At 69.4% G+C, this 25931-nt stretch carries 25 protein-coding genes and 1 pseudogene; 6 read left to right on the forward strand and 20 right to left on the reverse strand.

What is annotated here, in order from left to right; genetic code table 11:
* Positions 1-44: 44 nt before the first annotated feature.
* The 7 genes and pseudogenes from fdxA to ON31_RS13715 all read right to left on the reverse strand — a co-directional run bounded on the left by fdxA (position 45) and on the right by ON31_RS13715 (position 7205).
* On the reverse strand, positions 45-380 hold the full coding sequence (fdxA, locus tag ON31_RS13685; protein WP_039813710.1) for a ferredoxin: 336 nt from the start codon (positions 378-380) through the stop codon (positions 45-47).
* The gene (locus tag ON31_RS13690) at positions 377-1171 is read right to left on the reverse strand and encodes an ABC transporter ATP-binding protein (protein WP_051037210.1); all 795 of its coding nucleotides are present in this window, start codon (positions 1169-1171) and stop codon (positions 377-379) included. Before ON31_RS13690 ends, fdxA begins: the two co-directional genes overlap by 4 nt.
* Complete coding sequence (locus ON31_RS13695; protein ID WP_039813713.1) at positions 1168-2028, reverse strand: ABC transporter permease; 861 nt, start codon at positions 2026-2028, stop codon at positions 1168-1170. The genes ON31_RS13690 and ON31_RS13695 overlap by 4 nt, the downstream gene beginning before the upstream one ends.
* An 11-nt stretch (positions 2029-2039) precedes the next feature.
* Positions 2040-3467 (reverse strand): ABC transporter substrate-binding protein, encoded by a 1428-nt coding sequence (locus tag ON31_RS13700; RefSeq protein WP_039813715.1) that lies wholly within the window; start codon positions 3465-3467, stop codon positions 2040-2042.
* Positions 3468-3486: 19 nt separating this feature from the next.
* Positions 3487-3714 (reverse strand): 4Fe-4S dicluster domain-containing protein, encoded by a 228-nt coding sequence (locus tag ON31_RS13705; protein ID WP_039813719.1) that lies wholly within the window; start codon positions 3712-3714, stop codon positions 3487-3489.
* Positions 3714-6385: pseudogene (locus ON31_RS13710) on the reverse strand (fumarate reductase/succinate dehydrogenase flavoprotein subunit). Before ON31_RS13710 ends, ON31_RS13705 begins: the two are co-directional and overlap by 1 nt.
* Before the next feature lies 1 nt (position 6386).
* Complete coding sequence (locus ON31_RS13715; RefSeq protein WP_081592431.1) at positions 6387-7205, reverse strand: GntR family transcriptional regulator; 819 nt, start codon at positions 7203-7205, stop codon at positions 6387-6389.
* Between the two features lie 188 nt (positions 7206-7393).
* On the opposite strand from ON31_RS13715, the gene ON31_RS13720 reads away from it, so the two are divergent.
* Together ON31_RS13720 and ON31_RS13725 are read left to right on the forward strand one after the other, a co-directional pair.
* Positions 7394-8512 (forward strand): YeiH family protein, encoded by a 1119-nt coding sequence (locus ON31_RS13720; protein WP_440589923.1) that lies wholly within the window; start codon positions 7394-7396, stop codon positions 8510-8512.
* The gene (locus ON31_RS13725) at positions 8485-9186 is read left to right on the forward strand and encodes a cupin domain-containing protein (RefSeq protein ID WP_147287212.1); all 702 of its coding nucleotides are present in this window, start codon (positions 8485-8487) and stop codon (positions 9184-9186) included. The genes ON31_RS13720 and ON31_RS13725 overlap by 28 nt, the downstream gene beginning before the upstream one ends.
* 77 nt (positions 9187-9263) lie before the next feature.
* Here ON31_RS13725 and pdxR read toward each other — a convergent pair whose 3' ends face one another.
* On the reverse strand, positions 9264-10667 hold the full coding sequence (gene pdxR, locus ON31_RS13730) for a MocR-like pyridoxine biosynthesis transcription factor PdxR (protein WP_039813725.1): 1404 nt from the start codon (positions 10665-10667) through the stop codon (positions 9264-9266).
* Positions 10668-10763: 96 nt separating this feature from the next.
* Here pdxR and ON31_RS13735 point away from each other — a divergent pair, with 96 nt between their 5' ends.
* Entirely contained in the window at positions 10764-11969 is a 1206-nt protein-coding gene (locus tag ON31_RS13735; RefSeq protein WP_039813727.1) for an MFS transporter, read from the forward strand.
* Here the strand turns inward: ON31_RS13735 and ON31_RS13740 are convergent.
* The 5 genes from ON31_RS13740 to ON31_RS13760 form a co-directional block, all read right to left on the reverse strand.
* Positions 11951-12775, reverse strand: coding sequence for a ParA family protein (locus ON31_RS13740; protein WP_051037216.1), 825 nt, complete (start codon positions 12773-12775; stop codon positions 11951-11953). The genes ON31_RS13735 and ON31_RS13740 overlap by 19 nt on opposite strands.
* 142 nt (positions 12776-12917) lie before the next feature.
* Positions 12918-13832, reverse strand: a complete 915-nt coding sequence (locus ON31_RS13745) for an oxidoreductase (RefSeq protein ID WP_039813730.1) — start codon at positions 13830-13832, stop codon at positions 12918-12920.
* Positions 13833-14034: 202 nt separating this feature from the next.
* Positions 14035-15372: a family 1 glycosylhydrolase gene (locus ON31_RS13750; protein ID WP_039813733.1), complete on the reverse strand. Its 1338-nt coding sequence runs from the start codon at positions 15370-15372 to the stop codon at positions 14035-14037.
* Between the two features lie 60 nt (positions 15373-15432).
* Positions 15433-16752 (reverse strand): family 1 glycosylhydrolase, encoded by a 1320-nt coding sequence (locus ON31_RS13755; protein ID WP_039813738.1) that lies wholly within the window; start codon positions 16750-16752, stop codon positions 15433-15435.
* A gap of 58 nt (positions 16753-16810) precedes the next feature.
* Positions 16811-17455 carry a TetR/AcrR family transcriptional regulator gene (locus tag ON31_RS13760; RefSeq protein WP_039813741.1) on the reverse strand — a complete coding sequence of 215 codons (645 nt, stop codon included), beginning with the start codon at positions 17453-17455 and terminating at the stop codon, positions 16811-16813.
* Between the two features lie 80 nt (positions 17456-17535).
* Here ON31_RS13760 and ON31_RS13765 point away from each other — a divergent pair, with 80 nt between their 5' ends.
* Positions 17536-18924, forward strand: a complete 1389-nt coding sequence (locus tag ON31_RS13765; RefSeq protein ID WP_051037211.1) for an MFS transporter — start codon at positions 17536-17538, stop codon at positions 18922-18924.
* 18 nt (positions 18925-18942) lie between these two features.
* Here ON31_RS13765 and ON31_RS13770 read toward each other — a convergent pair whose 3' ends face one another.
* From ON31_RS13770 to ON31_RS34635, 3 genes are read right to left on the reverse strand one after another with little or no spacing between them, the layout of a single operon-like run.
* Complete coding sequence (locus ON31_RS13770) at positions 18943-19329, reverse strand: VOC family protein (protein ID WP_039813743.1); 387 nt, start codon at positions 19327-19329, stop codon at positions 18943-18945.
* A 10-nt stretch (positions 19330-19339) separates the two neighbouring features.
* Positions 19340-20140: a helix-turn-helix domain-containing protein gene (locus tag ON31_RS13775; protein WP_039813744.1), complete on the reverse strand. Its 801-nt coding sequence runs from the start codon at positions 20138-20140 to the stop codon at positions 19340-19342.
* Between the two features lie 41 nt (positions 20141-20181).
* A complete protein-coding gene (locus ON31_RS34635) occupies positions 20182-20640 on the reverse strand; it encodes a hypothetical protein (protein ID WP_029927442.1) in 459 nt (152 codons plus the stop codon).
* A 96-nt stretch (positions 20641-20736) separates the two neighbouring features.
* Here ON31_RS34635 and ON31_RS13785 point away from each other — a divergent pair, with 96 nt between their 5' ends.
* Positions 20737-21423 (forward strand): PAS and ANTAR domain-containing protein, encoded by a 687-nt coding sequence (locus tag ON31_RS13785; protein ID WP_255222093.1) that lies wholly within the window; start codon positions 20737-20739, stop codon positions 21421-21423.
* Between the two features lie 44 nt (positions 21424-21467).
* Here the strand turns inward: ON31_RS13785 and ON31_RS13790 are convergent, their stop codons facing one another.
* From ON31_RS13790 to ON31_RS13805, 4 genes are all read right to left on the reverse strand, one after another.
* Positions 21468-22514 (reverse strand): alpha/beta hydrolase, encoded by a 1047-nt coding sequence (locus tag ON31_RS13790; RefSeq protein WP_218007320.1) that lies wholly within the window; start codon positions 22512-22514, stop codon positions 21468-21470.
* Positions 22511-22942, reverse strand: coding sequence for an alpha/beta fold hydrolase (locus ON31_RS37550; RefSeq protein WP_218007321.1), 432 nt, complete (start codon positions 22940-22942; stop codon positions 22511-22513). The genes ON31_RS13790 and ON31_RS37550 overlap by 4 nt, the downstream gene beginning before the upstream one ends.
* Positions 22943-23111: 169 nt before the next feature.
* The gene (locus ON31_RS13795) at positions 23112-24371 is read right to left on the reverse strand and encodes a site-specific integrase (protein ID WP_255222094.1); all 1260 of its coding nucleotides are present in this window, start codon (positions 24369-24371) and stop codon (positions 23112-23114) included.
* 238 nt (positions 24372-24609) lie between these two features.
* A complete protein-coding gene (locus ON31_RS13805; protein ID WP_147287213.1) occupies positions 24610-24885 on the reverse strand; it encodes a hypothetical protein in 276 nt (91 codons plus the stop codon).
* Positions 24886-25045: 160 nt separating this feature from the next.
* On the opposite strand from ON31_RS13805, the gene ON31_RS13810 reads away from it, so the two are divergent.
* Complete coding sequence (locus ON31_RS13810; RefSeq protein ID WP_039813780.1) at positions 25046-25915, forward strand: hypothetical protein; 870 nt, start codon at positions 25046-25048, stop codon at positions 25913-25915.
* Positions 25916-25931 lie beyond the last annotated feature (16 nt).

Raw genomic sequence — 25931 nt, forward strand, 5'->3', positions numbered from 1 at the left:
ACCCGCGCCGACAATCCCCACGCGCAGTGGACGATTCGCCGCGTTCATGGCTGGAACTCCAGGACGAAGGGCGTATCCACGCCGAGCTCCCCGAGTCCGGCCGCCCCACCGGGCGATCCGAGCGCCGTCTCCCGGCCCGGCAGCGGCTCGTCGAAGAACCGCGCGTTGGCCGCGACGAACGGCCGCTGCGCCGCGGGCAGATCGTCCTCGGCGTAGATCGCCTCCACCGGGCACACCGGTTCGCACGCACCGCAATCCACGCATTCGGTGGGATGGATGTAGGCCATCCGACCGCCGGTGTAGATGCAGTCCACCGGGCATTCCTCCACGCACGCCCGGTCCATGATGTCGACGCACGCCGCGCCGATGACGAAGGTCATGATGCACTCCTGGTCTCGAGTTCGTCCGCGCCCGGCTCCCCGGTTTCGCCCAGCGCGGCGAGGATTTCGTAACGGCGGCGCGCGAATTCCGGCTGGAACTGCGCGCCGGGGGCGCGGGGTTCGTCGAGTTCGACGATCCGCAGAATGGTGGCCGGACGCGGGCTGAGCAGGACGATCCGGTCGGCGAGCAACAGCGCCTCGTCCACATCGTGGGTGACGAACAGGACGGTCGTATGGTGGCGTTCCCACACCTCGACCAGCAGTCGCTGCATCTCGGCGCGGGTCTGCGCGTCCAACGCCCCGAACGGCTCGTCCATCAGCAGCACACTCGGCTGCGCGGCCAGTGTGCGGGCCAACTGCACGCGCTGGCGCATACCGCCCGACAACCGACCCGGTAGATGGTCGGTGAAGTCCTGCAACCCAACCTGATTCAGCAGCTCCAGGGCCCGGGCCCGCCGCTGCCCGCGCGGCACCCCGCGCAGCGCCAGCGCGAATTCCACATTGCGGCGCGCGCTGCGCCAGGGCAACAGCGCGTCCTCCTGGAACACCATGGCGCAGCGCCCGCCGTCACCGATCGGCGAGCCGTCGACCTCCGCACTGCCCGCCGCGACCGGCAGCAGTCCGGCCAGCGCCCGCAGAATGGTGGATTTGCCGCACCCGGAGGGCCCGAGCAACATGACGATCTCGCCCGCGGCGATATCCAGATCCACCTGTGCGGCAGGCCCGTCGGCGTAATCGATGCGCAGTTCGCGCAGCCGGACCGGAGCTCCGGCACGAACAGCCGTGGTCATCGCGCCTCCCCGGGCAGCCAGTGGTTCACCCGTCGCCCGACCCGTTCGATCACCCAGGCGGTGCCGTAACCGAGCGCGCCGATGGTCAGCATCCCGGTCACCACCCCCGCGTAGTCGAGCAGTGAGTACGACATCCACGTCCAGTACCCGACCCCGAACTGTCCGGAGATCATCTCGGCGCTGATGACGCAGATCCACGCCACCCCCATGCCCACCGACAGTCCGGAGAAGATGGCGGGCATGGCACCGGGCAGCACCACATGGAACAGCACCTGCCACCGATTCGCGCCGAGGGTGCGGGCGGCATCGGTCCACACCTGCGGCAGCGCCTTCATGGCGTGGATGGTGGAGACGGTCACCGGGAAGAACGCCGCGAAACATGTGATGAAGACGATGCCCTGCTCACTGGTCGGGAACAGCAGAATCGCGATGGGCACCAACGCGATCGCCGGAATGGGCCGCGCCACCTCGAGCAGTGGCCGCAGCAGCGCGGCGGCGATCCGGGAGCGCCCGATGGCCATACCCGCGGCCACCCCCAGCACGGCGGCGATGGCGAAGCCGCTGAGGATGCGGCGCAGGCTGGCCACCATGTGCTCGTAGAACACCCCGCTCTCCAGTTGCCGCCGCAGCGAGGCGGCCACATCCAGCGGGCCGGGCAGTTTGTCGAAGCGCAGCCAGGCGATCAGATCCATCTCGGTCACCACATGCCAGGCCAGCACCGCGCCCAGGACGGGCAGCACCGGCAGCAGGTGCCGGGCGGGGCGCAGCCGCTGTCCGACGGCCCGCTCACGTGCGGGGGCGGCCGGTTCGGTGGTGGTGTCGGTCGCTGCCCGTACCCGGGCATCGGTGGTGGTCATAGCAACTCCCGTCAATCGGAGGCGGTCGCGGCCAGCGCGGCCTGATAGTCGAGCACCGTGGTGCCGGGGTGTGCGGCGGCGTAGGCGCGGGCATCGCCGATCGCGCCGAAGGGCAGCAGCCGCTGCTCGGGCGCGGCCGCCGGATCGAGCACCCAGCTGGCGTACTGCCCGAAGATGCGGGTGCCGGACCCGGCGTCGGGCACGTACAGCGCCCGGAATTCGCCACCGGCCGCGACCAGGCGCAGCAGGCAGGTGGGGGTGGCGGCCACGCTGGTGCGGTCGGCATCGGCGGGCCATGCCTCCGAGGCGGTCGCCGGATCGTCCACCGGCAGCCCGCACACCGCGTCGGTGCCGGTGATGGCGGCGGGGTTGGTGAGCGAGGCGGTGGCGCTCTCGTATTCACCGCCGTAGAGCTTCTCGAGCGCACCGGTGTCGACGAACGACGCCAGGTCGAGGTCCTCGAGCGCGCCGAGTTCCTTCAGGAACGGCAGCCCGGTCTCGACCGCGGCGATCAGCTCCGGCTTGATGGTGAGATCGAAGGTGACCACGCCGTTGGGGCCGTTGTAGAGGTAGACGACCTCCGGCGGCAGCCCGGTGGCGTCGGCGACCCGGACGGCGGCCTCCAGCGGATTGTCGTAGAGGTACTCGGTGGCCTCCCGCTGCGCCTCCAGAAACGCGGTCAGCACTTCGGGATTCGCGCTGGTGTAGCGCTCGTTGGCGACCACCCCGTGAAAGGTGGGCACCCCGGTGTTGCCGTCGTGCAGCAGCCGTCCCTGTCCGGCGAAGATCACCCGCTGCGGGAACGGCACGAACTGGGCCAGCGCGGCGACCTGCGCGGTCTCCAACGCGGTCACACCCACCGGCGGATCCTGGCCGAGCAGCCGCACGTCTTCCGTGGACATGCCCGCCGCGGCGAGTGCGCTCACGAAATTGCCGTGCGCGGTGGATCCGAGGCTGGTGGACACCACCTGCCCGCGCAGATCCTCGATGTCCTCGGCGGTCGACGACACCGGTACCACCACCTGATTGAGCGAGCCGCGCAGGTTGTAGCCGGTGGTGCTGACCCACCGGGTCGCCACATCGGGCAGCTTGGCGGTCTTCGCGCCATTGACCGACAGCGGATAGTCGCCCATCGACCCGATGTGGACCTTGCCCGCGATCATCTCGGCCGTCAGCGGCGGCCCGGAGGCGAAGTCGTGCCAGCTGACCTCGTAGGTCTTGCCGTTGCTCGCCCCGATCTCGGCGAGTTTGCTTTCCAGCAACCCCAATTCGCGCAGCAGGGTGCCGGCGGTGACGGTGTTGATGGTCTTGGACTGATAGCCGATGTTCACGGCGACGGTATCGGGATCCGCGTCGGATCCACAGGCGGCGAGCGCGGTCGCCAGGCTGACCGCCCCGAGCAGCAGGGCGGCGAAACGGGTGCGTGGTGTCCTCATCATCGTTGTGCTCCCGCCGGACTCAGCGCAACAGGTACGGGATGTCGACGGTCACCGCGTCCACCGGACAGCGGGCCGCGCACGGACCGCAGTACCAGCATTCGTCGACGTGCATGTACGCCTTGCCGGTGTCGGGGTGGATGGCGAGCGAATCGAGCGGACACATGTCGACGCAGAGAGTGCAGCCGTCGATGCATTTCTCCTCGTCGATCGAGACGGGTACGTCGAGGCGGGTGGATGCCTGGGCCATCAGATTTCCTTTCCGGAGTTGGCGATGCCGATGCGGGCGAAGGCGCGGACATCGGCGTCCGGGTCCTCCAGGGCGGTGCGGAGGGCGGCGACGACCTCCGGGTGGGCGGCAATGCGTTCGGCGAGACCGCGCACGGCCGCCTTGCGCACGTCGAGATTGGGATCGGTCACCGCGGCCACCAGTGCGGGCGCGGCGATATCGGGGTCGGCCACCGCCAGCGCGACGGCCGCGCCCTGGCGGACCTGCCAGGCCGGATCGGTGAGCGCGGCGACCGCGAGCGCCGCCGCCTCGTCACCGCAGCCGGTGTGGGCCAGGCCGGTCAGTGCGGCGGCCCGCACCAGCGGATCGGGATCGGCGGCCAGGGTGACCAGGGTGGCCGAACCACGCGGATCGCCGATCGCCGCAATACCTTTGGCGACGCCGATGCGCACCAGCGCAACCGCGTCGGCGGCGGCCGTGTGCAGGTGTTCCAGCGCGTCCACCGAGGTGAGCCCGCCGATCACGGCCAGCCGTACCGCCGGGTCGGCGTCGGTGAACCATCCGAACAGTTCGTGAGCATCGGTGCGCCGATGCCGCCACAGCGCCTCGATGGCGGCGGCGCGCACCTCCGCGTCGGCGGCCGCGACGGCCTCCCGCAGCGCCGCATCGAATTCCGTTCCGGGAACCAGCACTTCGACGAGTTCGGTGAGCAGCCCGATGGCGGTGCGCCGCACGGAACCGTCCGGATCGGTGAGGCCGCGCGCGATGATCGGCGCGGAGTCTGCCCACTCCTCGGTGGTCTCGCTCAGCACCGACAGCGCGGTCCGCCGCACCTCGGGATCCGAATCGTCCAGGTAGGGGCACAGTTCGGACAGCTCAGGACACTCCTCGGCCAGTTCCACGAGTGCCAGCAGCCGCGCGCTCATCGGCCGCTCCAGGCACCGGCGAGCACAGGGGCAGCCACATCGGCGACGCCGTCGGGGCGGACGAAGCCGGGCACCGGCACGATGTAGGGAGCCACCGGCCGGGTGCGGAAGGCCATCGCGCCGGTGTCGTCGCGGAAGAGGTTCAGGTGGCAGAACCATGCGGCGTCATCGCGTTCCGGAGTATCGGCGCGCTGGTGGTACAGACCCCAACGGCTCTCGGTCCGGCGCAGCGACGCCCGCGCCGCCATCTCGGCGCAGTCCCGGATGAAGGTCACCTCCGCGCAGCGCATGAGTTCGTGCGGGGTGCGCGCGCCCATCCGGTCGATATCGGTGCGCATGCGCTCGAACGCCTCGAGCCCGAGGGTCAGGTAGCGCTGGGATTTCGGCGGTTGCAGATAGTCGTTGACGAAGCGGCGCAGCTTGTATTCGACCTGCTGCTGCGGCGGCCCGTCCGGATTGCTCAGCGGGCGGTAGATGAGGGCGTGCGCCGCCTCGATCTGATCCTCGGGCAGCGCCGGATGCGCGGCCCCGGCCGCGTAGTCGCTGGCGCTCTCACCGGCGATATCGCCGTACACGAAGGCCCCGATCATGTAGTTGTGCGGCACCAGTGCCATGTCCCCGGCGGCGTAGAGGCCGGGCACCGTGGTGGCCGCGTACTCGTCCACCCAGACTCCGGACGCGGAATGCCCACTGCACAAACCGATCTCGGAGATGTGCATCTCGATGTCGCGGGTGCGGTAGTCGGTACCGCGGCCGGCGTGGAAGGTGCCGCGGGTGGGCCGTTCGGTGGTGTGCAGAATGCCCTCGATCTGGCGGATGGTGGCATCGGGCAGATGGCTGAGCTTGAGGTAGATCGGCCCGCGCGCGCTGTCGAGTTCGCGTTTGACCTCGGCCATCATCTGCCCGGACCAGTAGTCGCAGTCCACGAAGCGATTGCCCTCGGCATTGACCTGGTAGCCGCCGAACGGATTGGCGACATACGCGCAGGCCGGGCCGTTGTAGTCCTTGATGAGCGGATTGATCTGGAAACACTCGATGCCGGAGAGTTCCGCGCCCGCGTGGTAGGCCATGGCGTAGCCGTCGCCCGCATTGGTGGGGTTCTCGTAGGTGCCGTACAGGTAACCGCTCGCGGGTAGCCCCAGCCGCCCGCAGGCCCCGGCCGCCAGGATCACCGCGCCCGCCGACACCGTGACGAATTCCCCTGTCCTGGTATCGAACCCGACCGCGCCCACCGCGCGCCCGCCCACGGTGAGCACCCGCACCGGCATCACCCGGTTGCTGATGGTGACCTTGGCGCGCACGTCGCGGGCGCGCAGCGTGCGGTAGAGCACCTTCTTGACATCGCGCCCCTCCGGCATGGGCAGCACGTAGCTGCCGGAGCGGTGCACCTTGCGCACCGCGTATTCGCCGTGCTCGTCCTTCTCGAATTTGACGCCGTAGCCCTCCAGCCGTTGCACCATCTCGAAACCGCGGGTGGCGGTCTGATACACGGTGCGCTGGTTGACGATGCCGTCATTGGCGATGGTGATGTCGGCGACGTAGTCCTCCGGGCTGGCCTTGCCCGGCACCACGGCGTTGTTGACGCCGTCCATCCCCATGGCCAGCGCGCCGGAGTGGCGGACGTGCGCCTTCTCCAGCAGCAGCACGTTCGCGCCGCGGCGGGCGGCGGTGAGTGCGGCCATGGTGCCCGCCGTGCCGCCGCCGATCACCAGTACGTCGCAGGTCAATTCCTGCCGGTCGGTCACCGGCGGGATATTCGCGGCCATCTCAGATCCTTTCCAGCGGTTCGGTCACACCGCGATTCGGTGTGACGGGTGCGCGATGCAGACGGCCCGACAGCGAGAATCGGTCGCCGCGGTAGCGGACGTATTCGAGGTCGATGGGTCGGCCGGAATCGGTGTAGGTGAGCCGCTCCATCAACAGCAGCGGCGATCCGGGCCGCACCGCCAGCAGTCCGGCCACGGTCGGATCGGCCGCGACGGCTTCGATGGAGATGGCGGCCGAGCCCAGCGGCAGCCCGAGTTCGGCCTCCAACAGCCGGAAGACATCGCAGCCGGTGAGATCGAGCTCCAGCAGCGGAGCACCGACGTCGGCGGTGAGATAGCTGGCATCCAGGGACAGCGGCACGCCGTCGAGGCAGCGCAGCCGTTCCAGCGCGACCACCGGTGTCTCCGGCTCCAGTTCGAGGCGTTCGGCCACCATCGGGGTCGCGGGCACCACCTCGGCCAGCAGCACCGTGTTGAGCACCCGGTCACTGCCGGTGTCGAAGGTCTCCGCCAGCCCGCGCAGCCGGTCCAGCCCCTGGACGGCCTTGTCGGCCACCACGAAGGTGCCCGCACCCGGCACCCGATCGACCATCCCCTCGTCGCGCAGCAGCGCGAGGGCGTCGCGCACGATATTGCGACTGGTGGCGAAATCCGCCGCCAGTTGAGTTTCCGACGGCAGTGGGCGATTTCCATACACGCCACTGCGAATACGGGCCCGCAGGATATCTCGAATGCGGCGTGCGGGAGCCGAACGGCGACCGGTCGCGGAATTCACCACACCGCCGCGATCCGGCTGTCCGGAATACGTCTTGCCTGTCATGCAGCACATGGTGGAAACGGCTGGTTACATTCGACGTTGCGAGTAATTACCGGCTCGTTACGCCAGTTACGGTTCCCGAGAAAACACCCTCACCTGCGAAAATGCCTGCGCGCCGGTGAGTATTACCAGTTGACTACGCGGCAGTGGACCGTAGCGACGGGATTCGGTGGGCGAAGTACCGGCAGCTCATGAGTCCCGCTTATGAGCTCGTCGAATTTCAGTGGCTACCGCCCAATTTCGGGCCGCGTCAGGGTGATCGCGTGCTCACCATTCGCAAATCCCTGCCCGGTCTCGCGCTGGCGCTGGCGCTGGCCACCATCGCCACCCTGCTCGGTCACGCACTGCCCGCCGTCGGCGCACCGATCCTCGCCCTCGGCGCGGGAGCGCTGTTCGGGGCGGTGCGGCGACGCTCCGTCGAGGAGGCGGGCGTCCTCGCCCCCGGCCTGCGCATCGCCCGACAGCGCCTGCTGGCCCTCGCCATCGTTCTGCTCGGCCTCGGCCTGCCACTGCCGACATTGCTCGCCGTCGGCCACCGCACCTCGGCGGTGCTGCTCGGCACCCTGCTGGTGTGTGCCGTCACCGCCGTCCTGGTCGGCCGGATGCTCGCGCTGGAGCGGGACTCGGCCATTCTGGTGGCCGCGGGCACCGCCATCTGCGGTGCGTCCGCCATCGCCGCCGTGGCCGCGGTGCTTCGTCCGGAGCGGGAGCGCCTGGCCTACGCCCTCGGCACCATCTTCGTCTTCAATATCGCCGCGGTACTGGTCTTTCCACCGCTGGGCAGCGCGCTCGGGCTGTCGGAGCAGTCCTTCGGGCTCTGGGCGGGCACCGCAATCAACGACACCTCCTCGGTGGTGGCGGCGGGGGTGATCTTCGGCCCGGCCGCCGCGCAGTTCGCGGTCACCGTGAAGATGGTGCGCAGCCTGCTGATCGTGCCCGCTGTGTCTCGGTGTGCACCTGACCGTCCGGCGGTCGGAGCGGGCCGCCGCACCCTGGCGGGCGGTGCCGGTGTTCGTGGTGCTGTTCGTCGCGGCCTCGGTGCTCGCGAGCACCGGCCTGATTCCGCCCGGCTGGTCGGCGCCCCTCGGGTCGGTCAGCGCCTGGCTCATCGCGGCGGCGCTGGTCGCGATCGGAACATCGTTGAGCTGGAGTCACATTCGCGCTGGTGGCGGCAGGCCACTGCTCTTCGGTGGCATCCTCGCCGTGGTGCTGTCGGTCAGTTGTCTGATATTGCAGTGGGCAACCGGCTGGTTATGAGCGCCGCGGCTGCCACAATGGAAGCGTGGTTGACTCGACCGGTCGCGGCGTGATCGATGTGAGGACCTCGGCGGGGGTATCCGCGGCGCAGGCGTTCGAGGCGTGGGAAGGGGCGGTGAGCGCCGCCTATGTACCCATGTCCGTCTCGCCGGTGCACCTGGGGGATTTCCACGGGCGCGTGGACGCGGCCCAGTTCGGCGATCTCACCCTGTCCCGTGTCCGGGCCAGTGCCCAGCTGGCTCGTCGCACCCGTCGGCTGGTGGCGCTGTCCGATGAGCCGATGCTGTTCGCCGTCATCCAGTGCGGCGGTGCGCCGGGCTGGCTCGAGCAGGGGGAGCGGGTACCCGGACCGCATCCGGGCGAGATGTACCTGCTCGACACCGGGCGGCCCTACACCGTCTGCGTGGACGACTGCTGGGACCGCATTGTCGCGCAGGTGCCCCTCGAGCCGATCCTGGAGCGGACGGGTTTGCGCCCCAACGAGATTCGAACCGGTGTGCCGCTGCCCGGCACCGGGGCGGTGGGCGTCGTCGGGCGCTTCTTCCGGGATCTGATCGACCTGCGATCCGAGGATTCGGCCGGAATGGAACTGCTGGCCGCGCACGGGATGGACCTGTTGGCCGCGGCCGTCCGCTTGGCCGCGAGCGAACCGCGCTGTGGCCGTTTCGCCGAGGTCCTCGATCTGACCGACTACCGATCGCGCTGCGCCGGAACGACCACGGAGTAGCCCGCGCGGCTCGGTGTAGCGCGAACGGCTCGGTGTCACGCAGACGGCTTCGTGTAGCTCATGCGGCTCTGGGCAGCTCACGTCGGCAGGGCCCGGCACAGCGCGTCGAGCGCGGCGGCATAGGCGTGCTCGGGCGGGGTGCCGTAGCCGATCACGAGGCCGTCGCGTGGTGGCATGGTGCTGTCCGGGTGGCGGTAGGACCGGAACCCGTCGAGTGCCAGGCCGAGGCGGTGGGCCGCGCGCAGGGTGGACTCCTCGGTGCCGTCCGGCAGTTCGAGGACGGCGTGCATACCCGCCGCGATGCCGCCGACCCGAATATGCGGGAAGCGCTCGGCGAGGATGCGGGTCAACAGGTCCCGGCGACGACGGTAGACGGCACGCATGCGGCGCAGGTGGCTGTCGTAGCGGCCGGAGGTCAGGAAATCGGCGAGGGTGAGCTGATCGATGACACCGGTGGACAGCTCCCGCGGCCCCTTGGCGGCGAGCACCGCGTCGACCAGCCGGGCGGGCACGACCAGCCAGCCCAGGCGCAATGCGGGGGAGAGGCTCTTGCTGGTGGATCCGAAATACACCACCCGGTCGGGGTCGAGGCCCTGGACCGCGCCGACCGGTTCCCGGTCGTAGCGGAACTCGCCGTCGTAGTCGTCCTCGAGCAGTAACGCCCCGCGGGCGCGCGCCCAATCGACCACGGCCGCACGACGTTCCGGATGCAGCGGGCCGCCGGTCGGAAACTGGTGCGCGGGGGTGAGCAGCGCCGCGGTGGCCCCGGTGCCGGGAAGCCCGGCGAGCTGGGCGCCGTGGGCGTCGACCGGCAGCGGAATCGTGCGCAATCCGCACTCGTGCAGGATCTCCCGGTGGAATCCCAGACCGTAGGACTCCACGGCCACCGGTCCGGGCAGGATCGCACCGAGCAGCCGGAGCCCCTCCGCGAAGCCCGAACAGACGATCACCCGGTCGCTGTCGGCCCGCACCCCGCGCGCCCGCGCGAGATATTCCACCAGCGCCTCCCGTAGTTCGGGGCGACCTCGCGGATCACCCACGCCGAAGGCGTCGTTCGGCGCGGCCGCCAGCGCGCGCCGGGCGGAGGCGAGCCAGGCCGTGCGCGGGAACGCCGCCGCATCGGGCGAACTCGGCAGCAGGTCGTGGCCGAGGCGGCGCCGCGGCGGCGAGATCCGGTGCGGCTGCTCGGGTTCGCGAGGTACGGCGCGCTCGGCCACCCGGGTGCCCGACCCCACCCGCGCCGTGAGCCAGCCCTCCGCCACCAGTTCGGCATACGCGTCGGCCACGGTATTGCGGGCGATGCCGAGATCGAGGGCGAGGCCGCGGTAGGGCGGCAGCCGGGTGCCCGGGGCCAGACGTCCCGAGCGGACGGCCTCCCGCAGCGCCTCCATCAATTGGGCGCGGCGACTACCCCGGCCGCTGAGCTCCAGATGCAGATCGGTGCCCGCACCCCCTTCACGATTGACCCATGAATCCGGCACAGGATTGCACCCTACTCCGGGTCATTGTCACTTCTACCGTGAATGCCACGGCCGTCCGTCCCGCACCGTGCTCATCCCGAAAGGAACTGTGCCGCCATGTCTCTCATCGCGACCTCCGACACCGCCGACACTCCGTCGGCGGTGCGCGGATGGTCGGCCGTCGCGGCCGTCACCCTGGGCATCTTCGCCCTCATGACCTCCGAACTCCTACCGGTCGGCCTGCTCACACCGGTCGCCGCCGACCTGCGGGTCTCGGCGGGCGTCGCGGGACTGATGATCACTGTTCCCGGCTTGGTCGCCGCGGTCTCCGCACCGCTGGTCACCCTCGCGACGGGCCGGATCGACCGGCGCGTCGTGCTCGCCGTTCTGGTCGGCATGGTCGGTGCGGCGAATCTGGCGTCCGCGTTCGCCACCGACTTCACCCTGATCCTGCTCGCGCGGGTGCTCATCGGCGTCAGCGTCGGCGGCTTCTGGGCCCTGGCGGGTGGCATCGCGCTGCGCCTGGTGCCGCCGCGGCATGTCACGCGGGCCACGGCGGTGATCTTCGGCGGTGTCGAGACCGCCTCGGTACTGGGCGTTCCCACCGGGACATTGCTCGGCGACCTGAGCGGATGGCGGTTCGCCTTCGCCGCCGTCGGTGTGCTCGGCCTGACCTCCCTGGTATGCATCGTGCTGCTCATGCCGAAGGTGCCCGCCCGGCGCACCCTCGTCGTCGGCGATCTGCCGCGGGTGTTCATCACGAACGCGGGTGTCCGCGCCGGAATCGCGCTGACCTTCCTGGTCGTCACCGGGCACTTCCTGGCCTACACCTTCGTCCGCCCGGTGCTGCTGTCGCACGGCGTCGACGACGGCGTGATCGGCGCGCTACTGCTGGTCTTCGGCGTCGCGGGTATCTGCGGCAACTTCATCGCCGGAGCGCTCATCGCGAAGTACCTGCGGCACACCGTCGTCGGACTGGCGGTGCTGCTGGCCGCGGGCATGCTGACCCTGCTGGCCGTCGACCACACCGTAGCGACGGCGGCGGTCACCCTCGTCGTCTGGGGTCTGGGCTACGGTGCGGTGCCCGTCACCTTCCAGACCTGGATTCTCGACACCGCACCGCGGGATCCGGAGGCCGCGTCGTCGATGTATGTCTCGGCCTTCAACCTGTCCATCGCACTCGGCGCGCTGTTCGGCGGTCTGGCCGTGAACGGGCTCGGGGTGGGCAGCGTGCTGTGGCTCGGCACGGCGCTGGCGCTGGGCGCACTGCTGGTGGTGCGCCCGCGCCGGGCCCGCCGCGCGAGTCAGCGACTCGTACGTTGAATCACCTCGCGGGCCAGGGCCCGATACTGATCGGCCCCCGACGAGCGGGGTGCCCAGGTGGTGATGGGTTCCCCGGCGATGGTGGCGTCGGGGAACCGGACCGTGCGGGAGATGACCGTGTCGTAGACGCGGTCGCCGAAGACCTCGCCCACCCGGGCCATGACCTGCCGCGAGTGCAGTAGGCGGCCGTCGAACATGGTGACGACGATGCCCGAGAGGCTGAGTTTCGGATTCAGCCGCTCGCGCACCTTCTCCATGGTGTCGGTCAGCAGGGCCAGGCCGCGCAGCGAGAAGAACTCGCACTCCATCGGGATGATCACCCCGTCGGCGCAGGCCAGCGCGTTGACGGTGAGCAGGCTCAGGGAGGGCTGGCAGTCGACGAGGATGTAGTCGTAGCGGTCCCGGATCGGGTCCAGCACCCGCCCCAGCGACTGTTCCCGACCGACCTCGTTGACCAGCTGGATCTCCGCCGCAGACAGATCGATATTGCTGGGCAGCAGGTGCATATTGTCGACCCGGGTCGGCATCACCACCTCGTCGACCGGCGGTCCCGACTTGCCGAGCAGGTCGTAGATCGTCACGTTCAGGTCGTGCGGCGGCACCCCCAACCCGGCGGACAGCGCCCCCTGCGGATCGAGGTCCACCAGCAGGACGCGTAAACCGGTTTCGGCGAGTGCGGCACCGAGATTGATGGTGGAGGTGGTCTTGCCGACGCCGCCCTTCTGATTGCACAGGGCGATGACGTGGGCGTCGGTGCGCGGTAGCCCGTTCTTCACCGAAGGTTCGAATGCGCTGACCGTGGTCATGATCCGCACCCACCCTTACCCGAGGTCGCGCCGGATTTGCATCGACTGCAAGGCGGATCACTGAGATACCGGGTGTTTGCTGGCATGTCGCCAGGCTAGCGGGTGACCCGCCCGAAGGCCGACACCTCCGCTGAGTGATTCCTCACCGAGGTCCGAAATGGGCGAAATCGAACCGCACATCGGTGAGTTTCTCGGACCGCTCCCAGAGTCGTTGGGCGAGTTCGCGATCGTAGGAGGCGTGGCTCGACGACGTTCGCATCGGATATCCACGCAAACCGAATAGTCTGTTCGGTCCGTAGTATCCACCCGGCTCGACCTCGGCGGTCGCCGCGAACAGCAGTGGCAGCGCGCCCATTTCGGGGCTCTGCCCCGGATTCAGCCAGGGCAGCGCGGTGGTCAGATGGTGCAGCGGTGTGGTGACGAACCGCAGCAGCGTCCCGCTGCGGGTGACGATATCGGTCTCGGCATAGCCGGGATGCGCGGCGACCGACAGCACCGGCGCACCCGCCGCCTCGAGTCGCCGCTGCAATTCGTAGGCGAACAGCAGATTGGCCAGTTTGGATTGCGCGTACGCGCCGTAGCGCCGGTAGCCGCGCCGCTGCCAGTCCAGATCGTCGACATCCAGGCCGGCGATGAGATGGGTGTGACTGCTCATCGAGACCACCCGATCGCGCACCCGGTCCAGCAGTAGTCCGGTGAGGGCGAAATGTCCGAGATAGTTGGTTCCGAGCTGCTTTTCGAAGCCGTCGACGGTGCGCTCGAACGGGATCGCCATCACGCCCGCGTTGTTGACCAGCACATCGACGTGGTCGACGGTCTCGGCGAAGGCGCGCACCGAGGCGAGATCGGCCAGGTCCAGCGGGCGGGCCTCGGCGCGCGTGCCGAGTTCGCAGGCGACCCGCTCGGCCTTTGCCATATTGCGGCAGGCCAGGATCACCCGAGCTCCGGCATCGTGCAGGGCGCGGGCGATGGCGGCGCCGAGACCGCCGTTGCCGCCGGTCACGATGTGCACCCGGCCGTGCTGATCGGGGATGTCGGCGGTGGTCCACTTGGGCATGGCGGCTCCCGGTGTGGATCGGGGAGTCTCGCGGAACGCGTCGTTGCTATTCGGCGAAGGGCTCGAAACAGTACTGGACGTTCGCCAACCCTAGCAATGCGGCGCGGATTCGACTGGCACTCAGCTGTTCCGGCGCTGTGGTGCTCCGGAACTTCAGCTACTCCGGAACCTCATCCGACCGGGAACCCGGGTACTCCCCGGGCTAGGAGGCGGTCTGCCCCGCGAACTGCACCTCCGGCACCGTGACCGGGTGCTCGCAGCTGGCGGGCGGATCGACCAGTGCGCAGTCCGACAGCGGCCGCACCGGGCGGTATTCGGCGGGCACGCCGTCGGCGGCGATGATGTCGCGGTAGGTGTCGACGGCGTCGGTGGGGGTGCGGGTGAGGTTCGGGTCGGTGCGGACGTCGACGGTGTAGAGCCCGAAACGGGGTGCGTAGGAACCCCATTCGTAGTTGTCGGTGATACTCCAGTAGTTGAAGCCGATCACGTTCATACCGTCGGCTTTGGCGCGCTGGATCCAGTACACGGTGTCGCGTAGGTGGTCGGATCGGGTGTAGCCGTCGGCGCGGGGTGCGCCGTCCTCGGTGGGCATTCCGTTCTCGACGATGTAGAGCGGCTTGTCCGGAAAGCGCTCCGCGTAATGGCGCAACGCGTAGTAGATGCCCTCCGGGCGCACCGGCAGCTCCCACATGCCCGCCGGGGGCGGCACCGAACCGTCGGTGGACGCCTCGGGAGCCTGGAGGCCGAAATAATAGTCGACGCCGATGATGTCGAGCTTCGCGCCGATGCGGTCCAGCAGTGGGCCGTTCACCTCGGCCTCGGCTCCGGCGACATAGCCGACATTGCTGGTGACCCGCGCGTCCGGCTGCACCCGGTGGACGTAGTCGTAGATATCGTTGTGCGCCCGCGCGACCAGGTCCAGCATCCGCCCGGCGTCGGTGCCGTTGTGGCGCACCTCGTGCATGATGTAGGCGACGGGCTCGTTCACCGTGACCCAGACCGGATTCCAGTCCGCGTACCGGTCCACCACCCGCCGCGCGTTGCGCAGCCAGTCCTCGACGATGGCGGGATCGTTCCAGCCGCCGCGATCGGCCACCCAGCCCGGATACACCCAGTGATCCAGGGTGAGCATGGGCCGCATGCCGTGGTCGAGAATCTCGGCGACCACCGCGTCGTAGAAGCGGAACGCCTCCTCGTCCCACTGGCCCGGTTGCGGCTGCACCCGCGCCCATTCGATGCCGATCCGGAAGACCCGTGCGCCGAGATGGGCGGCGAGTGCGATGTCCGAGGCGTAGCGGTGATAGAAGTCCACCGACTGTTCGTACGGCTCGTAGCCCTTTGCCTCGATGTAGCGGGTCCAGTTGCTATCGGGCGTCGCGCCTTCGGACTGAAATCCCGACGCGGCCACGCCCCAGAGGAAGTCGTCGCCGAGCCCACCGCGCACGGACGGCGGTACGGCCGCCGCATGCGGGGCCACCAGCAGGCATGCCGCCGCGATTGTCAGCCCGGTGATCACGCAGCGACGCAGCCTGGAGCGCATGCGAAAAGCGTAGCTGTCAGATAGCTGTTACCCGGGTCAGGCGCGCCGATGGCGCCGCTCTCAGCGGGGGAGCGTCACCGGATCGGTACAGCTGGACGGTACGTCGACCAGTGAGCAGGTGGCCGGTGCGCGGGTGGGCAGGTAGTCGCCCGGGACACCGCCGTCGCCGACGATGGCGCGGTAGGCGCCCACCGCGTCGGTGGGGCGTCGCGTCAGGCTCGGATCGGAGCGAACGTCGACGGTGTACAGGCCGAAACGCGGTGTGTAGGAACCCCATTCGTAGTTGTCGGTGAGGCTCCAGTAGTTGTACCCGATCACGTTCATACCGTCGGCCTTGGCGCGCTGGATCCAGTAGATGGTGTCGCGCAGATTGTCGCCCCGGGTGTAACCGTCGGCGCGGGGCAGGCCGTTCTCGGTCGGCATGCCGTTCTCCACGATGTAGAGCGGCTTGCCGGGGAACATGCGGTCGAAATGCCGCAGCGTGTAATAGATCCCGTCGGCCTGCAACGGCATCCTCCACAGTTCGGACAGTGCGTCCGGGGAGATCGCGGGCAGCACCTCCGGGGAGACGCCGTAGTAGTAGTCGATACCCACGTAGTCGAGCCGGTCCGCGATCCCGGCCAGCATCGCGCCGTTGACCGCCTGGTCGACGGCCGGAATGTAGGCGACATTGCTGGTCACCATCGCATCCGGGCGCACCTGGTGGATGTAGTCGTAGATGCCGTTGTGGGCGGCGATGAGGCGGCTCTGCATGAGCGGCAGCTCGGCCGCCGACAGCCCGCCGTTGCGGACCTCGTTCATCATGTAGATGGCCGGTTCGTTGATGGTGACCCACAGCGGATCACGAGCGGCGTAGCGGTCCACCACTTTTCGCATGTTCGTCAGCCAGTCGTCGAGCATGGCGGGATTGCGCCAGCCGCCTCGGTCGACCTGCCAGCCGGGATACACCCAGTGGTCCAGCGTGAGCATGGGCCGCATGCCCGCGGCCACGATGGCGTCGATGACCGCGTCGTAGAAGCGGAAGGCGTTCTCGTCCCAGACGCCGGGCTCCGGTTGCAGCCGCGCCCATTCGATTCCGATGCGGTAGGTGTTCACGCCGAGCCGCCGCGCGAGCGCGATATCGGAGGTGTAGCGCGAGTAGAAGTCGACGCTGTTCAGATATGGGTCGTACTCCGGATTCCCGGCGATATAGCGGGTCCAGTTGCTGTCGGGGGCGTGACCCTCCGACTGGAAGCCGGAAGCGGCTACGCCCCAATGGAATCCAGGCCCCACGGGTGGCAGTGCCGCGGGTGCGGGCGCCGCTGCCGCCGGAGCCGTCACGGCGAGTAGCGCGGCCCCGGTGAGGGCGGCGAGGACCTGGCGGCGGTTGCGGGGGCGCATGGAACTCCTCATCCGGGTGGTGGAATCCGATGGGGCAATGCTGGTCGGTCGACCAGCATTATGCACGGATCGCGGATTCGTGTGGGAGCAATTGAGTTCTCAGTGCGTCGACGGCCCAGTCCTGCCAGGCGGATTCGGACCACCCGCGTTCACCGACCAACAGGTGGTAGGTCTCGGGGGCGAGTACGACCATGGCGATATCGGCGGCCCTGGCGGCATCGAGACCTCCGCGCAGTGGCGTCTTCGCGGCCAGCGCCTCGGCCAAGCGCGCCTGGACCGTATGGCGCTGGGTCAGATTGGTCTGCCACAGCTCCGCGATCTCCGCATCGTCGGCGGCCGCCGATCGGACCACCTCGAGCAGTGGAGTGACGCGCCCCAGGATCTGTCCGGCGGCGACCGCCTGGAGGCGCAGCTGTTCCTCGGGTGCGGCCGCCACCGCCTCGGCGAACCACGGCCGATCGAGGGTGGCCACGGGTTCGGCATCCCCCGCGATCTCCACATCCAGGAGTTCGGTGAGGATCGCGCGTTTGGTGGCGAAGGTGAAGTACAGCGTCTGCACGGCCATTCCGGCCTGTTCCGCAATGGCTTTCATGGTGGTCGCGGTGTAGCCGCGGGTGGTGAACAGCTCCCGCGCGGCGCTGAGCATACGGGTGCGATTGGCCGAGGCGCGGGCCGCGCGAACGCCGGTGGTCTTCGCAGTCATGGCTCACATCCTACTTGACTAGAGCGAAACTCTAGTCAATTCTTTCACTAGATCGACGCTCTAGTGAAAGGAAGTCGACAATGCGCGGTACGGGGCGTCTGCAACTACTGCTGATCACCGTTGTGGAACTGGTGATCTTCTTGGATACGACGGTGCTCAACGTGGCCCTGCCCGCGATCGGGCAGCGATTCGGGCTCGGTGAGGCCGGGCTCGGCTGGGTCACCAACGCCTATCTGCTGGCCTTCGGCGGGTTCATGCTGCTCGGTGGGCGGGCGGCGGACCTGTACGGCCCGCGGCGGATGTTCGGCGTGGGCCTGGCGGTCTTCACCGCTGCGTCGGCACTGGCCGGATTCGCCGCAAGCCCAACGGTATTGATCGCCGCCCGGGCACTGCAGGGGATCGGCGCGGCGGTGGTGATTCCGGCGCAGCTGGCGCTGCTGACCGCCACCTTCACCGATCCGGCCGCGCGGCGGCGGGCCTTCGGCGTATGGAGCGCCATGGGTGCGGCGGGCGCGGCCATCGGCACGGCCGTGGGCGGTCCGCTCACCGATGCGTTCGGCTGGCCGTCGATCTTCCTCATCAATCTGCCCGTGGGCGTGGCAGCACTGGCGGGGCTCGTGCTACTGCCCAGGGATTCGGCGCGGACGGGCGGACGCCTCGACATACCCGGCGCGGTCACCGGAACGGCGGCACTGCTGATCCTCGGCTACGGCATCGGCGCGTGGGGCGATCCGGACGCCCGATCGCTCGCGGCCCCGCTGACCATCGCCGGACTGCTCGGCATGGCGGCCTTCCTGCTGATCGAGGCCCGCAGCCCGCACCCGCTGCTGCCGCTGCGACTGTTCCGCATCCGCCAGGTGAGCGGTTCGGCCGCGGTCAACACCCTCGTCGGCGCGGCGCACGTCCCCGCTTTCGCGCTGCTGGCGCTGTATCTCCAGAACACCCAGGGCTACAGCCCGACCCTGTCCGGGCTCGCGGTGCTGCCGGTGGCCGTGGTCAATATCGTGGTCTCCCGCACCGTGATTCCCTACGCCCTCGAACGTCTCGGCGCGACCGGGGTGCTCGCGGGCGGCCTGGCCCTGCAGGCGCTCGCACTCGGCTGGCTGGGCCGACTGCCCGAACACGGCGTCTACCTGGTGGACGTGCTGCCCGCCGCCGTCATCTTCGGCATCGGCCTACCCGCCGCCTTCGTCGGCGTCACCGCACCCGCCGTCGAAGCGGTGGCTGAAACCGACCGCGGCATCGCGGCCGGCACCGTGAACACCGCCCAGCGCGTCGGCTCCGGACTCGGCGTCACCGCCGTACTCCTGCTCGCCCAATCCGTCACCGACGCCACCCACGACCACGTTCAGGGTCTCCGAGCGGGCTTCGCCGCCTCGGCGGCCCTGGCGCTGCTCGGCTGCCTGCTTACGCTGGCGATACTGCGGCTTCCACGCCCCGCCGTGGAAGCAAAGCCGTCGCGGGTGTGATTCGCCGGGCGGCAGCACCTATCGAATGTCGGCGCTGACCACCCAGAGATGGCCGAACGGATCGCGCACTCGGCCCTGGCGTTTGCCGTAGGGGCGGTCGTCGACCGGGATCTCGAGCCGGGCCCCGTGCCGCACCATGTTCTTCGCGGTGGCGTCGGGGTCCGGCACGGTGAGCGTGAGCAGGACGGGGGAGCCGCCCACCGATTCGGGATCGCGCCATCCCCACTCCGCCACGCTCTGGGCCAGCGCGAAGACGACATCGCCCAACCTGAGTTCGGCGTGGTTGACCACACCGTCGTCATCGGCCACGCGCAGGCCCAGTTCGGCGCCGAGGGCTCGGGTGTAGAAGTCGATCGCGGAGTCGGCGTCGGAGACCAGCAGTTTGGGGTGCAGTTCGGAGTTCATGCAGCCATGATCACGAGGAGGCGCGTCGCCAGCCTTGTAGATTTCGGCCCTCTTCCAGCAGCCACCCGGACGGCGTGGTGTTCATGAGGTCGCGAAAGTCGTGCACCAGGTGACTTTGATCGTGGTATCCGGATTCGGCCGCGACCTGCGCCCAGGAATCCGCGCCCGTGGCGGCGCGGTGTACGGCGGTGGACAACCGTGCGATCCGGGAGGCGAATTTGGGCGTGATGCCCAGCGACTGCCGCATGACCTCACGCAGCCGCCGGGGGCTCAGGTGTGCGGTGCGCGCCAGGTCCGCCACCGAGGCGCTGCCACCGCTGGCTCCGATCCGCGCCAGGGTGTGGAGCGCGTCCTCGGCTCCAAGGACGGAATCGGCCCGGGACAGCTGCTCGAGCAGCCGGAGGCGGGTGACGGCGGCGCGGCGCTCGGACGGCTGTGCGGCCAGTTCCATGCCGAGCGACCGCGCCCACGGGAGCACGGCGTCGGCATCCACCCCACCGGCGTTCACCTCGCTGAGCGGCACTCCGGTGAGCCGCTGGAAAGCGGCGGGTGACAGTTCGGCGTACACGGTCGGCTGCGCCGACCGCAGCGTCAGGGCCGGAGTCGCGACACCGGGGCGCAGGAATCCGGCCGCGACCGCCTGAGCGGTCTGGACGCGCCCGCCGTAGCGCACTTCGATCGGAGCGCCCAGGCTCATCACCAGCCGCGCCGACAGGGCCGGGACGGCCCGATGCGGTCGCGGTGGTCCGTGGTGGTCGCTGACGGCCACCACGCCGATGCCCGCGGCCCGGCAGGCCTGACGCAGATCCACCTCCGCATTGTCACACGAGCGGCGGCGCGGCTTCCGACGCGCTATGCGGGCGGCGTCCGGCGAGTGTGATCGTGATGCTCCGGGTGCGGGGCGGGCATACTCGAAAAGTGCGGCACGGGTGGGATTTTCGGTGGCATCGGCATATTCGGCACGGGCGGCATCGCCGGGATCGGCGGCATCGGCGGGGGCGGCGGGACGGGCGGGAAGGCCGCGTCGGGACCGCCGAACCGCTGGAACGCCGCCTGACGCGAGGTGCCGAACAGCTCACCGATCTCCGCCCAGGTGTGCCCCTCCACACGCGCCTGCTGCACGAGCATGCGCAGCACGCTGTCCACCACGCTGTCGAGACTACGGGCGGCTTGTAGAGCGGCGATCACGGACGCGGCGGGCTTGCCGTCGGCGGGGTGCAGTACCTCGGCGACGAGTTCGGCATTGGCGGACAGCAGTTTCGCGAACACGGCCCGCTCATCGGCGGGGTCTCGCTGCGGGGATTCATCCATATGTAAATGCTGCCTTGACAACACCTCGCCTGTCAAGGTTGCGTTTACATGCTGGCTGGACTACCGCACCGAGACCGCTGCCTGAATACTGGCGAGGTGACGGACGTATCCGAAGACACCGGTGGTGACAGCCTGCGGGCGGTCGAGAAGGTCGTGGGGGCTGGCGACGCGGTGCGGGTGGGGTGGTTCCGAATGGAGTTCGCCGACCAGCGCTGGGAATGGTCGGACGAGATGGCGCGCCTGCACGGGTACGAGCCCGGTGACGTCGAGCCGAGCACGGAACTGCTGCTGTCGCACAAACATCCCGACGACCGCGACCGCGTCGAAGCCGAACTGGTCACCTCGGTGCGCGACCACGCGCCGTTCTCCAGCCGCCACCGCATCATCGACACCGACGGTGACGAGCATCAGGTGGTCGTGGTGTCCGAACCGATCACCGACGACGACGGCATCGTCATCGGCACCGGCGGCTACTGCGTCGACCTCACCGACAGCCTCCCCGAATCGGTCGATCTACTCGGCGAGGTCCTGCCCGAGATCGTGGAACAGCGCGCCGCGATCGAACAGGCCAAGGGCATCCTCATGGCGATCTACGCCCTGTCACCCGACCAGGCGTTCCAGGTCCTGCGCTGGCGCTCCCAGGTCACCAACACCAAACTCCGCGACCTGTCCGCGGCCCTGGTCGCCGCGACAACCGCCACCCCACCCATGGACGTCCGCGCCCGCACCCGCTTCGACCACATCCTGCTCACCGTCCATGAGCGGATCATCGATAACCGGTGACGTAGCGGAACTCCACCCGTGTGGCATTCCGCTGTCCGTGGGCATCATCGGTTCGCCGGGCAGTGTGTGTCTTGGTCGGGTCGCGTCCCGGCGGTGAGGAAACCGGTAGCGATGTCGTCGGCGCAGGTGTTGGCGCCGAAGGGATAGACGCCGTGCCCGCCCTGGTCGACGGTCACCATCCGGGCGCGCCCACCCAGGCTCTCGCGCATTTCCCGAGCACCGATCAACGGTGTGCCGGGGTCGCGCTCGTTCTGCAGCAGGAGCACGTTCGAGGGGCCCTGATCGGTGATCGGCACCCACGGCTCGCTCGGCAGGTCGGGCCAGTACGCGCAGGGCACGATATTGCCGGTGGACCCTCCCACCAACGGATACCGCTCACGATCGACGGCGGCGCTGTGTTGGTAGTAGCCGATGTCGCGTGGCCAGCGTGAGTCCGCGCACAGCACTGCGTGGCGGCTGGAGATGAGGTTGTCGACATCGCCCGGCGGCGGCGCCTCGGGCGCGGGCTGTCCGCTGTCGAGTGCCCGCCAGGATGCGGCCAGGGCAGGCAGGGCGGCGTCGCTGAACAGATAGTCGATGGTCATCCCGCGGAACCGGGTGCCGTCGATACCGCCGATCGGGTTGGCGTCCAGGCGGGCGGCAAGATCGTCGAACTCAGCGGTGATCTCTTCGGGAGTGCTGCCCAGGCCGTATTCGGGGTGTGCGGCGGCGTACGCGGCGAAGTCGGGGAAGCTCTCCTGCACTCCGCGCGCCAGGCGCCGGAAAGCGGTGTGGTCGTAGCCGCCCGGCCCCAGCGCGCTGTCGAGCACGATCCGGTCGCCGCGCTCGGGAAACATTGTCGCGTACACCGCACCCAGGGCGGTGCCGTACGAGTGGCCGAGGTAGGAGATCTTGTCCTCGCCCAGTGCCGCGCGGATGCGGTCGATATCGCGTGCGGTATTGGCGGTGGTGGTATGCGGCAGCAACCACGCGCTGTCGGAGCTGGCGCACTGATCGGCGATAGCGCGCGCGAACTCGGCCTCTGCTACGACGTCGGCGTCGGTGTGGGCGTAGGCGGGCAGATTCCGGCGCTGCCGCTGGGTTTCGCTCAATCCGCACGTGACCGGGTGGACTCGCCCACGCCTCGCGGGTCCATCCCGATCACGTCGTAGGCATCCAAAACCGACTGCGGCAGATTCGCGGCCGCCAGCAGCGCTGGATAGCTCAGACCCGCGCCGCCGGGACCGCCGGGATTGGTGAACAGCACCCCTCGGCGTTTGTCAGGGTGGGCACTGGGCAAGCGTGAGATCGCGATCTCGATCCGGCGGCCGTGGGGGACGCGGTAGTCCAACGGGACAGTGAGCCGTGCGCACTGCATCCGGTCCGTGGCGGCGGGGTCGGGACACGTACCCCACGCCGGGGCGGCGACCACCTCAGCGGTGGTCGCCGGCTCGTCCCCGGATACCCACACCACCGCGCCCGCGGCGAGCACCGCGGCGGCAGCGGTAGCGAGGCCGACCCTCAGGGCCTTGCTCGGCATGGCGGGTCCCTCCTCTGCGCAATCGGGCTGGCTCGCGGTAGAGCATTACTCATCACCGATCCCGGGCGCATCAGCCCTGCGGGTGACCCGGCCGCGACCTCGGTCGCGGGTCAATACGCCTGTGGTCGCACACCCGCACACACCGAGCTCGCGGCGATGTGCACGCCCGCTACAGGCCGAGCTTGGTGACGGCGTTGTCCTCCAAGGGATTCGCGGTGCGGATGTAGCCGTGCACGGTGCGCGGATTGGACCAGCGGCCCTGGCGCATGATCTCGCGGTCGCTGGCCCCGCCGAGGGCCGCCTGGGTGGCGAAACCGGCGCGCAGGGAGTGACCCGAGAACAGGTCGGGGTCCAGGCCCGCGCGGGCGGCGTAGCGCTTCACCAGTTCGGCGACGGCTCGGCCGGACATGGGCTGATCGCCGATTCCGCCGTGGCGGTTGATGGTCGGGAAGAGCGGCAGGTCGGGGGAGTCGGCGAGGGTGGTGCCGGTGAAGCCGTGACAGCGGTGGATGGCACTGTCGGGGAGGCGCTCAGAGAGGGCCGCGCGGACCGCGAGAGTGCCTCCGGCCGTGTGAATTTCGAGGAGCCGGACCCAGTCGGCGAAGGCGCACACCGGGCAGGTGTGCGGGCGCTGTCCGCGCGGGAGCGCCACCCGCTGCTCGGCGACACCGGTCGGGTCGGTCTTGGTGGTGGGCAGGTGAACGAGCAGGACCGGTTCCCCGGTGGTGTGATCCTGCTGGACCCGCACGTCCGCGATCCGGAGTCCGGCGAGTTCGCTGCGGCGCAGCGCGCCCGCGAAACCGATGAGCAGGGCCAGGCAGTCACGTCGCCGCGCCGGTTCGGTCGGCCACCCGGCGTCGGGCAGTTGGGCCAGCAGCTGGTCGAGGGTGTGCAGCAGTACCGGACGTTTGCGGGTCGGGGGTGTGCGGCGGGTGCGGCGAATACCGCGCAGCGTCAACCGAACCACGTCCGACCGGGTGGGCGAGGGCAGCCCATTGGCCGCGTGCACCGCCGCGACGGCCGCCGCCTTGCGCTCCAGAGTCGCCGGACTGAACGCCCATTCGCCGGTGTCACGCCGAGCATCCGCCGCCGCGGCCAGATAGACGGCCACATCCAGCGCGTCCGCGGGCAGCGCCTGCCGCCCCTCGGCCGCACACCAGGCCGCCCACCCGATCCAGTCGGACCGATACGCCCGCACGGTATTTCCCGACTGCGACGCCTCCAGGTACCGCCGCAGCGCCCCCGCCTGCTCACCGTCGAACCGCTCCCGCACCAACCGCAATGCCGCCGCATCGACCAGCACGCTCCCGACACCCCGCCGCAACTCGCCACGCACCGCATCCGGTACCGCGACAACCGCATTCGGCACGCCGTCCGAAGTATCGGAGAGTGCCACCGTGCCCGCGTCGCTCGCCCCGGAATCGCTCACAGCTGACAAGCCTATGCGGTACGCCCCACAGCGGTCCTCCGCGCTGGCGGACGTGTCCCGGGATGTGGACGGATCTGGGCAAGCGGGTCCGACGATCGCCGACGCACCACGCGGTGGAGGCGCAGCTGCGGATCAGTCGGGTTCGGGGCGCTCATCTCCGCCACTACAGCGGATTCGAGGTACTCGACGACGGTGGTGCCGAGCGGGTACCCAACGGTGGCCGCCGCACGCCCGGCAACTAGGAATCGCCCAGCACGCCGAACGGTGACTCCACCGGTCCGCTGTTCAACGGCATGGTCCAGCCGGGGGTGGTGTACAGCGGGACATCGCATCCGCACGGTACGGGCGCCTCCCAGGTCGTGGCGGGCGGCTGCGATTCGCACAGCATCACGCACCCACCCGGCAACCCCGACCCAGGCTGCGGATAGTGCGGATTCTGGTACCCCCCGAACGCCACGGCGGGAACCGCGACAGCCGACACCACCCCGACCCCGATACCGAGCACAATTGCCATCGGTCGCTCCCTTCGATCACGCTCCTTGCCCTTCGACCCGGACACTCCGGGCATCGACCGCCATAACCTCGCCCCCCGCCCGTAAACCCGCCCGGCGAGTCCGCCCACCGACACGCCAATTCGCCTGAGCGCCGGGCAAATCCCCACTATGTTCCTCCCCGTGCCCTCCTACCTGCACGAAGGATTGGTGGAACTGTTCCGCAACCGCCCCGAGCTGGCGGCCGGTTACCTCGCCGAGGTTTTCGGCATTCGTCTACCGCCATTTCGCGACATCCGCTCCGAACCGTGCGACTTCACCGACATCGGTCCGAAGGAATTCCGTGGTGACACCGCCTTCTCCCTGGTCAACGGCGCGGGCGAGGCCGTAGCGGGCATCGTGGTGGAGGTCCAGCTCTGCCGGGACGAGAGCCGCCGGTGGGCCTGGCCCGTCTACGCGGCCACCCTGCGCTCCCGACTGCGCTGTCCGGTCTTCCTCCTGGTTGTCTCGCCGATTCCGGAGATAGCCGAATGGAGCCGTATCGGGATCACCATGGGCCACCCGGGCTGGGTACTGCGGCCGCTGGTGCTCGGACCGGACGGCATCCCACCCGTCACGGAGGCCGATTCCGCGATCGAGGTGCCCGAGCGGGCCGTACTCTCGGCCATCGCGCACGCTGAGGGTCCACGGGCCGATCGGGTGCTGTTCGCGCTGCTCGAGGGATTGCGGCGAGCCGATGACGAGCGCGCCAAAATGTACTATGACGTCGTACACGCCGCTCTGTCGGCCGCGGCGCGGAACCACTTGGAGGTACTGATGAGCACGGCCTACGAGTATCAGAGTGATTTCGCTCGGAAGTACATCGCCGAGGGAAAGATCGAGGGAAGGGCCGAAGGGGAGGCGATGGCGGTATTGACCGTGCTGGAGGCGCGGGGAATTCCGGTCAGCGTCGAGGTGCGGGATCGGGTGCTGGCGTGTGCGGATACCGCGCGGCTCGAGGAATGGTTGCGGCGGGCTGTGACGGTGACGACGGCCGAGGAGCTGTTCGGCTGATCTTCTCTATCCTGGT

The sequence above is a fragment of the Nocardia otitidiscaviarum NBRC 14405 genome, from assembly GCF_000308635.1.
GTDB lineage: Bacteria > Actinomycetota > Actinomycetes > Mycobacteriales > Mycobacteriaceae > Nocardia > Nocardia otitidiscaviarum.